The organism is Arthrobacter sp. H35-D1 (assembly GCF_030063185.1).
In the GTDB taxonomy this organism is placed as follows: domain Bacteria; phylum Actinomycetota; class Actinomycetes; order Actinomycetales; family Micrococcaceae; genus Specibacter.
In genome coordinates this window covers 82,973-96,542 of sequence record NZ_JASISP010000014.1, presented here as the reverse complement: position 1 = coordinate 96,542, position 13,570 = coordinate 82,973, and the positions used below count along the sequence as shown (strand labels likewise).

Here is a 13,570-nt window from a genome sequence, read left to right as displayed (position 1 = left end):
CCCCCCCCCCCCCCCCACCCCACCCCCCGCCCCCCCCCCCCCACACCCCCCGGGGGGCCCCCCACATACCTACACACCCCCAACCCCCTCTTCCCCCCGCCACCCGCCCCGCCCTTCGTGCTCCTACCTTCCCCCCCTGGGGTACCCCCGGGGGGTGTGCCGCTCAGGGCAGGCGATAGTCTCCGGACATTACGGCCAACCCCGCGGCACTTTTGCGCCACCAGGACGCAGCGGGCATGACGGACTATGTTTGTGGCAATCCCGCTTGGCGCAGTATGCACGTCAACCTGTCCCGGTTCATCATTTCTTTCCAATCCCACCTGGCAAAACCCACACCGTGAGCCCGAATTTGGTCCTCGCGTTGCTTTTCAGCAAGGATTCTTGCCTGAAGTGAAAGTCCTCCGCCCCAATCTGGCCTGAGGTACTTTCCCATCCCGTCAAATTCAGCCGCCACCTGCTGTTCTTCAAACCAAAAGTCGACGAAGGCGTCACTGCCGTCACGGAGCATAAACCGTTGCTGTAGGACGGGTGCGGGAAATCCCAACTGAAAAATCTTCGCCCGGCTGAGGGATTCCCCTGCCGACCCCGACAACCCTGAAGCGAAATCGATCACTGCCAAGACCCGCTTCCGGGCAGCTTGGCTGCGCAACTGCCCCGCTCCGGCGCACAGTTCTTCAAGGGACAGTGGCGGACCCTGCGGACAGTCGGTCTCCCAGACCGGCATGTGCCCCAAGGGCTTTGTTGCAGGAACCGCAAATTGATTGACAAGATTCCGGCGGTCCGGAACACGCAGGCTGGAATCGCAGACGGCCACTGCATAGGGGAAGGCGAAGGTGCGGATCAGCTGCAGTGTGGTGGTGAGCTTGTCGGTCAGCAGGAACGGTCCGCACTGGACCACCCCTTCAGACAAGGATGCCGCGTGGCGGACCACGCTGTTGGTGCTGCGCCCGCTGGTGGTCACCTCAGTCACGGAGTGCAGCTTTTGCGGCACTCCCACAATCCACAGGCCCCACAAGAGTGCCGCCGTGGCGTGGCACAACACGGGATTGTTTTCCGCTCCGTGGGCAAAGGCCAAGGCACGCAAACCGTATTGTTCCTTCGTTTGGAGCCCGTCCCATTCAGTCGTTCGGACGTAGAATCCGCGGCGTATGCGAACAATCTCGCCGCGGTGATGGAGCGTGGCAAGCTTGCGGCGGTCCTGGCCGAGCCGGTCATAGTCCGCCGACCGGATGAGTCTGGGCGTGTCCATGCATCAAGCCTTGCACCAGACTCCGTGGCACAACAGCTGAATTTTGCGGTCTGTGGACAACCCCGAACGTTTCGCGCCCGGTGCCTCAACAACAAATGCCGCCGTTTGACGGTTTTGCCAGGGTTTGTTCCATGGCAAAACCGTCAAACGACGGCATTTTTCCGTTGTGCCGGATTAGGCCCGGCGTTTTTTGATCTCCTCAACGGCCTGCGGCAGGATCTTGAACAGGTCTCCGACAATGCCGAAGTCGGCAATTTCAAAGATGGGCGATTCGGCATCCTTGTTCACAGCAACGATGAGCTTGGAGGTCTGCATGCCGGCCTTTTGCTGGATGGCACCGGAAATGCCCACCGAGATGTACAGCTGCGGGGAAACTTTCTTCCCCGTCTGCCCCACCTGCGAAGCGTGCGAGATCCAGCCGGCATCGGTCGCGGCGCGTGAGGCACCCACCGCTGCTCCCAGCACGTCGGCCAGCTCCTCCACCGGGGTGAAGTCGCCGTCCAGGCCGCGGCCGCCGGCCACAATGATGCGGGCATCTTCAAGTTCCGGACGCCCGGAGGCTGCACGCGGGGTGCGTTTGGTGACGCGCGCTGCCAGGCTTGCCGGGGCAAAGGCCACCTCGACAGCTTCGACGGCGGGAATGACCGCCTCGGCTGCCAGCGACGCTTCGACACTGTGCGCCTTGACGCTGATGACAGCCACGGCCGACGTGGCCCGCGCCTGCACGGTGTAGGAACCTGCCAAGACGGACTTGTGCGCAACGAGCGTGCCTCCGTCGTACGTCACGGCCACGGCATCGGTAATGACGCCGGCGTTCAGGGCCACGCCCGCGCGGGCCGCGATCTCCTTGCCGGCCGGGCTGTTGTCCACCAGCACGGCGCTGGCGGATACAGCGGCTGCGGCCTGGGCGACGAGGTCGGCCTTGGGCGCCACCAGGTATTCGCCCAGTTCCGCCTGCTCGGAGTGCAGCACCCGGGCAACGCCGTACGCGCCAAGCTCGGCGAGCAGTGCGGCACTGGCCGGACCGGCCACCACGGCCACCGGTTCCCCGGCGCCGCGGGCCAGCGTCAACAGCTGCCCGACGGTGGTGGAAAGCTTGCCCGGGGCGTCGAGCTGATCAATATAAACAACAATTGCAGTCATTGAGGGGTCCTTAGATCAGTTTCTGCGCGGCCAGGAAGTCAACGAGTTGGATGCCTGCGTCGCCGGAGTCGGTGATGATGGTGCCGGCGGTGCGCGCGGGGCGTTCAGCGGCGGCGCTGACAGTTGTCAGCGACCCTTCAGCTCCGACGGCGGACGCCGCCAACCCCAGGTCCGCCAGGGACACGGTGGTCACCTTCTTCTTCTTGGCCGCGATGATGCCCTTGAAGTTGGGATAGCGAGGCTCGTTGGCCTGGTCCGTCACCGAAACCAGGGCCGGCAGTGATGCCTCGATTTCCTCCGAGTAGTCGTCGCCGTCGCGGCGGGCCGTCACGGTGCCGCCCTCAACCTCCAACTCCGAGGCGAAGGTCAGCTGTGCCAAGCCCAAGCGGGCGGCCAGCTGGGCCGGGATGAGGGAGGTTTCCCCGTCCGTGGACGCCATGCCGGTGATAACAAGATCCACCGGGCCCAGTGTTTTGATGGCTGCAGCCAGGGCCAGCGAGGTGGCCGAGGCGTCGGAACCGGCCAGTGCATCGTCGGTGACGTGCAAGCCTTGCGTGGCTCCGATTTGCAACGACTTTTTCACGGCTGCCGCGGCGGAGGCCGGGCCCAGCGTCAAGGCTGTCACCACGTTGCCGGCCTTCGCGCCGCCGCGGGCGTCGGTCAAGGCCAGTGCGGCTTCCAAGGCGTATTCATCCAGTTCGGACAGGATGCTTTCGCTGCGGTCGATGGTGTGAGCGTCGCCGGTGAGATGACGGTCGAATTGTGCATCTGGCACGTACTTCACCAGTACCACAATGTTCAGTGCTGAATTTTCCACTGCTGTCCTTTGTGTCATGGACGGATGGTGCGCAGCTCCCCGTCCCATGCCGGGGCGGACGCCGCGGGTTCGCCCTTGGCCTACCCCAACAGCTTAGTTCGAAGCTGGCCCGACGTATATTTACCGGGACGATTCTTTACTCGTGGCGAACATTACGTCCCCGGGCTTCGCTGCGCAAAATACCCCCGAAACCCTGACGGCGCACCAAAAAATCCCCCTCCGGCTGCCGCTGGAAACGGGAACCGGAGAAGGACTCTTTTGTGCGTGGTGGCAGTTAGCTTGTTGTCATGGTGTCGAGTGTGACATCCACCGACTGGGCTTTGCCGCCGCGGGTGAAGTCAAGCTTCACTGTGGCGCCGCCGGCCTGTTCGCGAACTGCCGCCGTCAGCTCGGCAGGATCGCTGATGGTGCGGTCGCCCAGCTGGGTAATGACATCCCCGTTTTGCAATCCGGCTTTGGCGGCGGCACTGCCGGCCGTCACGTCCTTGACAGTGGCGCCGCTGGAGAAGGCACCATTGGAGCCGGCTGCCGACGTCCCGCTCACCGAGACGCCCAGTTGGCCGTGGGTGGCCTTGCCGGTCTTGATGATCTGCTGCGCCACCTGCTGGGCGTGGTCGATCGGGATGGAGAAGCCAACTCCGATGTTGCCGCTCTGGCCGGAGGCGCCCGAAGAACTGCCTGCGGAGGCAATGGCCACGTTGACACCCACGATCTGGCCTTTTCCGTTGACAAGGGCGCCGCCGGAGTTGCCGGGGTTGATGGCAGCATCAGTCTGGATCACGTTCAAGTTCACCGTGCCCTGGGCTGCTTGGCTGTCCTGCCCGCCGCCTGGAGGGGAGAAGCGGAAGCCGTTGCCGCCGTCGGACGGGGTTTGCGAGGAGTCGCTGGGAGTTTTCGGGACGGCCGAGGAAGCCACCTGGATGGTGCGGTTCAGCGTCGAGACGATGCCGTCGGTGACGGTTCCGTTCAAGCCCAGCGGGGAGCCGATCGCGATGACGGTGTCGCCGACGTTGATCTTGCTCGACTGGCCCAGCGACGCGGGCACCAGGTTCGGGGCATCAATCTTGACCACAGCCAAGTCGGAGAGCGGGTCGGTTCCCACGATCGTGGCCTTGTACACCTTGTTGTTGCTCAGCTGCACCTCGATGTCGGCGTGTGCCGCAGCGCCGTCAAGGGTCACCACGTGCGTGTTGGTCAGGATGTGGCCTGCGGTGTCCAAGATGATGCCCGAGCCCGTCCCGCCGGAGTTCCCGCTCGTGGCCGAGATGGTCACCACCGACGGCATGGCCTTGGCTGCGGCCGCGCTGACCTCATTGACCGAGTTGGGGTTGTTGACGACCAGCGGTGAGCTTTGCTGGCTCGAGCTGGCCACCGTGTTGTTGCCTTGGCCGTCGAGCAGGAAGCTGGTTCCGCCTGCCACCAGGCCGCCCACGAGCGCCGCCGCCACAACGCTGGCGGAGAACAAGCCCATGCCCACCTTCTTGCGTTCCTTGTGCTTGGCTGTGACCGCCGGTGCCAGGGAGTGCGGATACGCGTTCGACGCCGGGTATCCCGGTCCCGCGTGGCCCATTTCCGGGTGCCCGCCCGGTCCGTGCTGTTGGCTGGGCTGGCCGTACTGGCTTTGCTCAGCAGGCTGGTTCGGCTGGTGCTGGGCGGCATAGTTGCCGGGAATGCGCTCGGTCGGGTTCCCGGACTCGTTCTCTGACGAGGCCGATCCGCCGTACGTGGGCGCACCATAGTTCGGAATCGTCGCAGGCGGGGCAACCGGCGCGCCGTAGCTTGGGGCAGTCGACGGCGGAGTGGCCGGGGCATTTTCCTGGGTCTGCCACGGGCGTGCCGGATAGTTGGCTCGCGGACGTTCAGCGGGCGCCGGTGGCACCGTCGGCGAAGCAGCAGCTTCGGTGTTCGCTGGAGCAGAGGCTTCGGAGGGCTGCTGAACGGCGGCCTGCTCAGAGGTTGGAGGTGTCTGCTCGTGCTCTCCGTCGTTGCGTGTGGTGTAGTCGCCGTTGTTCTCTGACATCAGCTTTCCCTTCATTGAAATCTCAGGTGATGAATTCTTGATTGATCTTCATCTTGTCGTCCGTGGCTGATGCGTTGACGAACGTTCGCTGGAAGGTAGCTGTGAAGGTTCGTCGTTCTTCATGATGTCGCAGCGCTTTCGGCTCCGGCCTTGTTCGCTGGGCAAGGAATCCTGCCCACGCGTCGGGACAACGCCATAGTATCGTGTGAAGTATTAGAGCCGAATCCCGCAGTGGCCCCATATCCAAAAGGTGAGCAATGTTTGCACGGTCAAGACTATTTTCCCCCTTTCTGGCAGCACTGGCACTTTTATTTCTCCTGCTGGCCCCGGCTGCCCTGGCACAGGCCGAACCCCCGGTGAGTATTCCTGGCGGCACCTACATTGTTGACAACGCCAATGCGCTCGGCGGGGACAAGGCTGGCGTCCAGGCAGCCATTGACAAGCTGGGCCAAGACCACGGCCTGACGTTTTTCGTGGTCTACGTGGACTCCTTCGACGGAATGAGCGGCGAAGCCTGGGGCACCGAGGTTGCCACCGACAAGCAGTTGGGGGCCAACGACGCCCTGCTGGTGGTGGCGACCCAGGACGGCAAGTACGCGTTGCTGGCCGACACCTCCGTGATTCCTCCAGCCAAGAACGAAAACATTCAAAGCAAGGTGCTCAAGCCACAGCTGGTCGACAGCAACTGGTCCGCGGCGGCCATCGATACAGCAGCCGCCCTGGGCGATGCGGCTGGCGGCGGCAAGGGCAACGTCCCCAATCCCACAGGCGGTTTCGTGGCGCTCGGAATCGTCGTCGTCGTCGTCGGCGGCGGTGCCGGCACAGCCCTGTACCTTCGCAAAAAACGCAAGAAATCAGCGGCGGAGGCCACGGAGAAGGGCTATGGGCCGGCTGGGAAGCCGCTTGATGCCAATGCCGGCATGACCATTGCCGAGTTGCGCTCCAAGGCTGGTTCATTGTTGATTGCCGCCGACGACGCCATCAAGACTAGTGAGCACGAAGTTGGTTTTGCCCAGGCCTCCTATGGCGACGAGTCGGTCAAGCCGTTCCAGGCAGCCTTGGCCAGTGCCAAGACACACCTCGCCGAATCCTTCAAGCTCCAGCAACAATTGGACGATGAAATCCCGGACTCCATTGAAGAACAGCGCCAATGGCTTGGGGAAATCATCAAGCGCAGCGAAAACGCCAATGCGGCCCTGGATGAGCAAAAAGCGGCCTTTGACGAATTGCGCGAACTGGAGCGAACCGCGCCGGCCGTGCTGGCCACCATCCGCACCCAAGCGCTCGAGGCGCGTGCCGCGCTGACCGGCGCAGAACAAAAGCTGGCCACCCTGACTGCACGCTACTCCGACGACGCCGTGGCGCCCGTGCGCGACAATGTTGGCGAAGCCACCGAACGCCTTGACTTTGTTGAGACGGCCGCAGCCGATGCCGACACAAAGCTGGCAGCTTCGGACACGGCCGGCGCGGCCATGTCCGTCCACTCCGCCCAGGAAAGTCTGCACCAGTGCAAGGTGCTGCTGGAAGCAATTGCCAAAACGGAGGCGGCCATCAAGGACGCCGCCGCCACCCTGGACTCAGCCCTCCAGGATGCCTTGAACGACCTGGGACAAGCCAAGTCGATGGTGTCGGCGGAAAAGTTTGCCCGCTACGCGCCAACGGTCCAGGCCGCTGAAGTTGCACTCAACGACGTTCGCATGAATGCTGCCGCCGAGAAACAGGACCCCTTGGCCCAGCTGGACGCCGTGGAATCCGCCCACGGCCAACTCGATGAACTGCTCACCGGACTGCGCAACCAGCAACAGCAGGCGCTGCGTGCCCAAGCCTCCCTGCAGCAGACGCTCGCAGGGGCCCAGTCAGCGATCGCCACGGCCCAGGACTTTATTGCGGCACGCCGCGGAGGCGTCGGTGCGGCGGCCAGGACGCGCCTGTCCGAGGCCCAACGCAACTTTGACTACGCAGTTTCCATCGCTGAATCCGACCCGGCCACCGCGTTGACTTATGCCCAGCAGGCCCAGCAATTGGCCAAGCAAGCCATCCAATCCGCCCAAAATGACGTGGATGGTTTCGGCGGCGGTGGCCGCGGCGGCTATGGCGGCCGCGGTTCCATGGGTGGCGGCATGGGAGGCGCCATCCTTGGCGGCATCATCGGCGGCTTGCTCTCCGGAGGCGGCCACGGTGGTGGAGGCTTCGGCGGCGGCGGCTTCGGCGGTGGCGGCGGAGGCTTTGGCGGAGGCGGCGGTGGCGGATTCGGTGGCAGCGGCGGCAACTTCTAAGCCGGCAGCGACACGGCCGCGCTTCACTATCCGGCATATTCATGCCAGCCTATTCACGCCTGGACATTGGCGGAGATTGCGAAGCAAGTCGGCAAGGGCAAGAATGGAAAAAGATCGTTCAGGATCACAGTTCCACTGGACACAACTGGCAGCACACATTGAGATTTCATACTGATGCAACCAGCAAATATAAGGGGATAAAGAATGGCAAAGCAGTCAATTTTCGGCCGGATCGCCCAGTTGACCAAGGCAAACATCAATGCCTTGTTGGATCAGGCGGAGAACCCGGAGAAGATGCTTGACCAAATGGTCCGCGACTACAAGGCGAATATCACCGAGGCGGAATCGGCCGTGGCACAGACCATTGGCAATCTGCGCATGCTCGAGGATGACTACAACGAGGACATCAAGTCTTCCCGGGACTGGGGCTCAAAGGCACTGGCAGCCAGCCGCAAGGCCGACGAATACCGAGGTGCCGGCGACACGGCCGACGCGCAGAAGTTCGACAACCTCGCCAAAGTGGCCCTGCAGCGCCAGATCTCCGCCGAGAACGAAGCCCGCTCCGCCGAGCCCAACATCGCCGCCCAGAACGACGTTGTGGACAAGCTCAAGACTGGCTTGCAGCAGATGCACGGCAAGTTGGACGAGTTGGCCAGCAAGCGCAACGAGCTGATTGCTCGCTCCAAGACTGCTCAAGCCCAGACGCAGGTGCACGACGCGCTCAAGAGCATCGACATCATGGACTCCACCAGCGAGGTCAGCCGCTTTGAGGAAAAGATTCGCCGCGAAGAAGCCAAGGTTCGCGGCCAGAACGAGCTTGCCGCCTCCAGTCTGGACGCACAGTTCAACTCCCTGGAAGATCTGGGCGAGCAGACCGAGGTGGAAGCCCGGCTGGCCGCGTTGAAGAGCGGCGGCGCCCCGGCCCAGTCAGCCATCGACGCGCCCGACACCCTGGACGAGAGTGAGTTCGACAAGCTGTAACAGGAGAGGTTCCACGGGCCATCGGCCTTGGCCGAGCCGGCACGGCCGCAAAGGGCCACCGCTGCAGTGCAGCGGTGGCCCCTTTCATTTGTCTACATCTGTGTAAATGCCGCCACGGCGGGATCGGCACCGATGCGGCCGCCGGCCTCCAACGCGGAGATGCGGTTCAAGTCCTCGGCGCTGAGCTTGATCCGGGCCGCCGCCAGGTTTTCGCGCATGCGCTCCGGAGTGACAGTCTTCGGGATCACGATGTTGCCCAGCCCAAGGTGCCAAGCGAGCACCACCTGTGCAGGGGTGGCGCCATGGTCGGCAGCCAACCCGGCGATGACCTCGTTCTCCAAGTCCCGGCCCTGCCCCAGCGGACTGTAGGCTTCCACGGCAATGCCATGGCTTCTGCTCTTGTCCGCTAGCCGGAGCTGTTGAAAGCTCGGGTGCAATTCGATCTGATTCACCGCGGGAACCACTGTGGAATGGGCCAGCAGCTCATCCAGGTGATCCGGCAGGAAATTGGAAACACCGATGGCACGGATCAATCCCTGCGCATACAGGGATTCGAGCTCCTTCCACACCTGGGTGAACAGCCCCTGTGACGGCACCGGCCAGTGGATCAGGTACAGGTCAACCCAATCCACACCCAGTGCCTTGCGGCTGGCTTCGAAGGCTGCGCGGGGGCTAGCCTGGTCCCCATTGCGCAGCTTGGTGGTGACGAAGATGTCTTCGCGGGCCAGCCCGGATTCGGAAATTGCTGCCCCTACGCCGGTTTCGTTGCGGTAGGCGGCAGCCGTGTCGATGTGACGATAGCCGGCAGCCAGGGCTTCGGTGACGGCCACCCGGGTTTCTTCCGGCGGTATCTGGAAGACGCCGAAGCCCAGTTGCGGGATGGAGACTCCGTTGTTCAACGTCAGCCCTGGAGCAGCTTCCGCTGCGGTTTTCGAGTCAGTCATAAGAACTTATTCCCTTCCTTGCCTCCGCCGCAAAGGGCGGTTGCCACCAGCCTAGGCTCACCGGCCGGCTGAGGCACGTGCAACGCGGACGGATGTCCCCCTGGCGCCTACCCAGGCGTCCCGGTGTCAGCGCTGAAAAACACCCTCCCTGCCGCAGAAAACCTACAGATTTAAGCATTTGCGTTGAAAAATGGATCATTCACAAGTATATGCAGATACAATCTCGTAATATGGCACTTGTTCGAATATCTGAAGCGGCCCGTTTCCTGGGCGTCAGCGGCGACACTGTGCGGCGCTGGCTGCACAGCTCATGGCTGGCGCAGGGACCTGCCCACTAAAAACCACACTGCCAAGCCAACCACCACCAAAGGTGTTGCCCCAAGCAGGAAACACGCCGCCGCAGCCACGGAGTCCGTCTGGATCTGGACCGGTGATGGCACAACCACCGTGAAGCTGCCTTCATTGGTTTGCACCCGGCTGGCCACAATCAAGAACTCATCGGTGTCTCCGATGATCGGCACATACTGGCCACTTCGTGCAGTGGCGGCCACCGTTTTGTTGTTCGCTGCCGTTTCAGTGGCGGCAATCAAGGAGACCTGCAGCAGCACCAACAAGCCCCCTGCAAGCAGCGCGAGCGCAACAACGCTGACGGCCGTCGCCGTCGCCCTATACGCACACAGTCACGATGACCTTGCATGCTGGTTCTTGCGCCTGTTGGATGCGCAGGTTGGCGGCCAGGGATTTGGACGGGTTCAGTGAGGTGGTGTCGGTGGCCACCACCTCTCCGGGGCTGGCTCCAATGAGGGCCGCCAGCTTGTCACCGAGGCGCCCGGGAGCTCGAACCAGCCGGCCGTGTCCCCGCTGCGGACCACCCACGGGGCCCTGGACACTGGCCTTCGCAACCCTGGTCCTGTGCCTGGTGGTCATACTGGTTGGCGGCGTCATGATCAACCCGAAGCGCTGCATCGAGGACTCCGCAGCTGTTGCTCCGGCGCTGCCGGAGCAACAGCGGAACCGTGAAGGCTAGCTGCGGGTATCGGGACGCGGTGCCGGGGCCTGGCGGATGCGACGCTGCCGGTGCGTGGGGAAGTGCCTGCGGGCCACGGCCACAGCGTCCGGTGATACGTCCACGGGCAGGACGCCCGGTGCAAGCCCCAGCTCGGCCACCACGTTGCCCATCGGGCCGGCAAGCAGGGAATTGCCCACCGACACCGGCGGCACCTGGCACACCCCGGCCACGAAAAGGCTGTTTTCTATGGCCCGGGCGGCCAGCAGTGTGCGCCACTGGTTTGTCTTCAACTCCCCCGGCACCCACGACGAACAGGCCAGCAGGACCTGGGATCCGGCGTCGGACAGGGCCTGCGCCTGTTCTGGGAACCGCAGGTCATAACAGGTCAGCAACCCAAAGCGCAGCCCGTCCACGTCGAAGGTGACCGGTTCCGTGGACGGGCCCGGGGCCACGAACGCGGATTCCTCAAAGCCCTGGGCATCAAAGAGGTGGATTTTCCGGTAGGCGGCGAGCAGCCGGCCCCCGCCGTCGAAAGCGGCCAATGTGTTGTAGGCACGGGCCGGGTCGGGCGAGGATTCCACCAGCCCGGCCACCAAGGCAATGCCGTGGCTGCGGGCAATCCGGGAAAGTTCGGCGCCCACGTCCCCGTCCAGCGGCTCCGCCACTGCCGGGAAAGTGGCGTCGATCTTCTTCTTTTCATAAGTGGCGTATTCGGGGAAGGCCACCAGGGCGGCGCCGGACGCCGCGGCCTCGGCCGTGTACGCGTCAATGACGCGCAGGTTTGCCGCGATGTCCGTGCCGGACGCCAGCTGGCCCAGGGCAATGCGCACGTGGAATGCCTTTCCGTTGGGGGCGGCTTGGTGGGCCTAGACTACAGCTTCTTCCAGGGTGTCCATCTCCGGCGGGGCCGCGCGCAACCCCTTGGTGATGAGCAAGAGCACCACGATGCCTATGCCCAGCCAGGAAAGCCCCAACGTGACCGCATGGATGTCCAGCCGGGAGAGCAGGTAGCCGCAGATCACGGCACCCACGCCGGGGATCACCAGATAGCTGAACGGGTTCAGCACATTTCCGGCGCGTCGCTGGCGGACATAGTGGAAAATGACGGAAATATTCACCAGGGTGAAGGCGGTAAAGGCACCGAAGTTGATGAACGACGTCGAGGTGGCCACGTCCAGGAAGATGGCGATCAGGCCGATGATCGCGGAGATCACAAGGTTCGCCACGGGCGTGTGGTATTTGGCGTTGAGGCGGCCAAACACCGCTTTGGGCAGCACGGAGTCGCGGCCCATGGCGTACATCAGCCGGGAGGCACTTGCCTGCGCGGCCAGGCCTGAGGCGAACTGTGCCGCCACCAGGCCGGCCAGGAACACGGCGCCGAAGAACGTGCCACCGATTTGCAGGGCGATCTCGCTGGCTGCGGACGCGGAGTCGGCAAACGCGCCGCCGGGGTGGACCAGCTGGGTGAAGTAGGCGACCACCACAAAGATGCCGCCGCCGATCAGCGCGATCAGCATGATGGCCCGGGGCATGTTCTTTTTGGGGTCGATGGTTTCCTCCGTCAGTGTGGTGACGGCGTCGAACCCCAGGAAGGAGTAGGCGGCAATGGCTGCGCCGGCGCTGATGGTGCCCAGGCTGGAGCCGGCGTTGAGGAACGGGGTGGAATTGGCCAGCCCGCCCGCACCGGAGCTGTTGACGATGTGGGCGATGGAGAGGGCCACGAAAAACACGATCACCAGGATCTGGAACGCCATGAGCGCGTAGTTGGCCTTGTCTGCGACCTTGAGGCCCAGAATGTTCAGGAACGTGGTGATGACGATGAACAGCAGGATCCACACCGCAATGGGGATGCCGGGGAACTGGGCGCTGAGGAAGGAGCCGCCAATGAGCCAGATGACCATGGGCAGGAACAGGTAGTCCAGGAGAATGGCCCAGCCCACCAGGAAGCCCACGCGCGAGTCGATCGACTTGCGCACATAAGTGTATGCGGAGCCCGCCACCGGGTAGGCGATGGACATGCGCCCGTAGCTGTGGGCGGTGAAGAGCATGGCCACCATGGCCACCAGGTAGGCGGCCGGGGCGGCGCCGCCGGTGCTCTCGGCGATGATGCCGAAGATGCCCAGCACAATGATGGGGGTCAGGTAGGCCAGTCCAAAGAGGACCAGGGATCGGAGGTTCAGCGTGCGGATCAGGTGTGGCTGTGTTGTCATGCGATGCTCCTCGGTGAGCGGAGTGTGGGGGTCCAGCTGGCAGGGTCGATCCGGCCCTGGTAGACGGGGAGCTCGATTGCGGGCTCGTCGGGGTGGAACTGCGACCACATGCGGTTCAGGCCCGCGGTTCCGTTGGTGCGGACATGTTCGACGGCGGAGAGGTCCAGTTGGGCGGTGAGTATGGTGGGGTCTGCCGTGCCGGCCTCGGTGATGACGTGGCCCTCCGGATCCACGATGATGCTCCGTCCCTGCCCTACGGGGCCGGCACAGTTCACGCTGATCATGAAGACCTGGTTGGTGATGGCGTTGGCCCGGGCCAGTACCAGTTCCTGCTCACGGTCGGCAGTGGTGGTCTTCACCACATTGATGATCAGCTCCGCGCCCATCCAGGCCAGTTGCCGGGTGACTTCCGGGAACCAGGCGTCGTAGCAGATGTTCAGCCCGGCCCGGCCAAAACTGCCCAGGTCCACGGTGATGAATTCGTGCCCGGGATCGTACGGTTCAAAGGGGCGCCACGGGAAAATCTTCCGGTAAAAACCGGCCAACCCACCGTTGGGGGACAGGACCACCTGGGTGTTGAACAGCTGCCCGTCCTCCCCTCGCTCGCAAACGCTGCCGGGCACCAGCCAGATGCCAAGGTCCGCGGCCATTTCCCGCAGCCCGCGCACGCGCGGACCGCTGAGCGGTTCGGCTGCCTCCTGCAGCGCCTCTGTGCGCTGCTGGTCCGGGGCGCCGTCGCCAAAGAGGTGGAGTTCAGGGAAGACCACCAGTTTGGCTTCGGGCTGGTATGCAAGGGCGCTGCTGACCTCCTGGGCGAAGCCGGAGAGCGGCTCGCCGATGAGCCGTGGCGGGGCCTGGGCGGCGATGACGGGCAAAATGCGGGACATGTGGTGCTCCATGGTTGGGGTTGTGACCTGATTC

12 protein-coding genes and 1 pseudogene are annotated in these 13,570 nt (G+C 63.8%); 3 read left to right on the top strand and 10 right to left on the bottom strand.

Annotated features, from left to right (window positions below; genetic code table 11):
* Positions 1–244 precede the first annotated feature (244 nt).
* The 4 genes from QMG25_RS14095 to QMG25_RS14080 all read right to left on the bottom strand — a co-directional run bounded on the left by QMG25_RS14095 (position 245) and on the right by QMG25_RS14080 (position 5,229).
* Complete coding sequence (locus QMG25_RS14095; protein WP_283461272.1) at positions 245–1,249, bottom strand: type IV toxin-antitoxin system AbiEi family antitoxin domain-containing protein; 1,005 nt, start codon at positions 1,247–1,249, stop codon at positions 245–247.
* Between the two features lie 174 nt (positions 1,250–1,423).
* The gene (locus QMG25_RS14090) at positions 1,424–2,392 is read right to left on the bottom strand and encodes an electron transfer flavoprotein subunit alpha/FixB family protein (RefSeq protein ID WP_283461271.1); all 969 of its coding nucleotides are present in this window, start codon (positions 2,390–2,392) and stop codon (positions 1,424–1,426) included.
* A gap of 10 nt (positions 2,393–2,402) precedes the next feature.
* Complete coding sequence (locus QMG25_RS14085) at positions 2,403–3,227, bottom strand: electron transfer flavoprotein subunit beta/FixA family protein (RefSeq protein WP_283461270.1); 825 nt, start codon at positions 3,225–3,227, stop codon at positions 2,403–2,405.
* A gap of 256 nt (positions 3,228–3,483) precedes the next feature.
* The gene (locus QMG25_RS14080; RefSeq protein WP_283461269.1) at positions 3,484–5,229 is read right to left on the bottom strand and encodes a S1C family serine protease; all 1,746 of its coding nucleotides are present in this window, start codon (positions 5,227–5,229) and stop codon (positions 3,484–3,486) included.
* A gap of 257 nt (positions 5,230–5,486) precedes the next feature.
* On the opposite strand from QMG25_RS14080, the gene QMG25_RS14075 reads away from it, so the two are divergent.
* Together QMG25_RS14075 and QMG25_RS14070 are read left to right on the top strand one after the other, a co-directional pair.
* A complete protein-coding gene (locus QMG25_RS14075) occupies positions 5,487–7,505 on the top strand; it encodes a TPM domain-containing protein (RefSeq protein WP_283461267.1) in 2,019 nt (672 codons plus the stop codon).
* 204 nt (positions 7,506–7,709) lie between these two features.
* Positions 7,710–8,486 carry a PspA/IM30 family protein gene (locus tag QMG25_RS14070; RefSeq protein WP_283461265.1) on the top strand — a complete coding sequence of 259 codons (777 nt, stop codon included), beginning with the start codon at positions 7,710–7,712 and terminating at the stop codon, positions 8,484–8,486.
* Between the two features lie 92 nt (positions 8,487–8,578).
* Here the strand turns inward: QMG25_RS14070 and QMG25_RS14065 are convergent, their stop codons facing one another.
* Complete coding sequence (locus QMG25_RS14065) at positions 8,579–9,430, bottom strand: aldo/keto reductase (RefSeq protein ID WP_283461262.1); 852 nt, start codon at positions 9,428–9,430, stop codon at positions 8,579–8,581.
* A 230-nt stretch (positions 9,431–9,660) separates the two neighbouring features.
* On the opposite strand from QMG25_RS14065, the pseudogene QMG25_RS20585 reads away from it, so the two are divergent.
* A pseudogene (locus tag QMG25_RS20585) lies at positions 9,661–9,747 on the top strand (MerR family transcriptional regulator); the annotation flags it as partial.
* Here the strand turns inward: QMG25_RS20585 and QMG25_RS14060 are convergent.
* The 5 genes from QMG25_RS14060 to QMG25_RS14040 all read right to left on the bottom strand — a co-directional run bounded on the left by QMG25_RS14060 (position 9,739) and on the right by QMG25_RS14040 (position 13,536).
* On the bottom strand, positions 9,739–10,044 hold the full coding sequence (locus tag QMG25_RS14060; protein WP_283461260.1) for a hypothetical protein: 306 nt from the start codon (positions 10,042–10,044) through the stop codon (positions 9,739–9,741). The pseudogene QMG25_RS20585 and the gene QMG25_RS14060 sit on opposite strands and share 9 nt — an antisense overlap.
* 52 nt (positions 10,045–10,096) lie before the next feature.
* Positions 10,097–10,357 carry a hypothetical protein gene (locus QMG25_RS14055; protein ID WP_283461258.1) on the bottom strand — a complete coding sequence of 87 codons (261 nt, stop codon included), beginning with the start codon at positions 10,355–10,357 and terminating at the stop codon, positions 10,097–10,099.
* A 96-nt stretch (positions 10,358–10,453) separates the two neighbouring features.
* Positions 10,454–11,269 carry a carbon-nitrogen hydrolase family protein gene (locus QMG25_RS14050; protein WP_283461256.1) on the bottom strand — a complete coding sequence of 272 codons (816 nt, stop codon included), beginning with the start codon at positions 11,267–11,269 and terminating at the stop codon, positions 10,454–10,456.
* 36 nt (positions 11,270–11,305) lie between these two features.
* Complete coding sequence (locus QMG25_RS14045; protein ID WP_283461253.1) at positions 11,306–12,649, bottom strand: APC family permease; 1,344 nt, start codon at positions 12,647–12,649, stop codon at positions 11,306–11,308.
* Entirely contained in the window at positions 12,646–13,536 is an 891-nt protein-coding gene (locus tag QMG25_RS14040) for a carbon-nitrogen hydrolase family protein (protein ID WP_283461251.1), read from the bottom strand. The genes QMG25_RS14045 and QMG25_RS14040 overlap by 4 nt, the downstream gene beginning before the upstream one ends.
* Positions 13,537–13,570: the final 34 nt, after the last annotated feature.

Bases quoted from the DNA above. Each gene is read 5' to 3' on its own strand.
- QMG25_RS14095 (WP_283461272.1), bottom strand. From the start codon at position 1,249: ATGGACACGCCCAGACTCATCCGGTCGGCGGACTATGACCGGCTCGGC.
- QMG25_RS14090 (WP_283461271.1), bottom strand. From the start codon at position 2,392: ATGACTGCAATTGTTGTTTATATTGATCAGCTCGACGCCCCGGGCAAG.
- QMG25_RS14085 (WP_283461270.1), bottom strand. From the start codon at position 3,227: ATGACACAAAGGACAGCAGTGGAAAATTCAGCACTGAACATTGTGGTA.
- QMG25_RS14080 (WP_283461269.1), bottom strand. From the start codon at position 5,229: ATGTCAGAGAACAACGGCGACTACACCACACGCAACGACGGAGAGCAC.
- QMG25_RS14075 (WP_283461267.1), top strand. From the start codon at position 5,487: ATGTTTGCACGGTCAAGACTATTTTCCCCCTTTCTGGCAGCACTGGCA.
- QMG25_RS14070 (WP_283461265.1), top strand. From the start codon at position 7,710: ATGGCAAAGCAGTCAATTTTCGGCCGGATCGCCCAGTTGACCAAGGCA.
- QMG25_RS14065 (WP_283461262.1), bottom strand. From the start codon at position 9,430: ATGACTGACTCGAAAACCGCAGCGGAAGCTGCTCCAGGGCTGACGTTG.
- QMG25_RS14055 (WP_283461258.1), bottom strand. From the start codon at position 10,357: ATGACCACCAGGCACAGGACCAGGGTTGCGAAGGCCAGTGTCCAGGGC.
- QMG25_RS14045 (WP_283461253.1), bottom strand. From the start codon at position 12,649: ATGACAACACAGCCACACCTGATCCGCACGCTGAACCTCCGATCCCTG.
- QMG25_RS14040 (WP_283461251.1), bottom strand. From the start codon at position 13,536: ATGTCCCGCATTTTGCCCGTCATCGCCGCCCAGGCCCCGCCACGGCTC.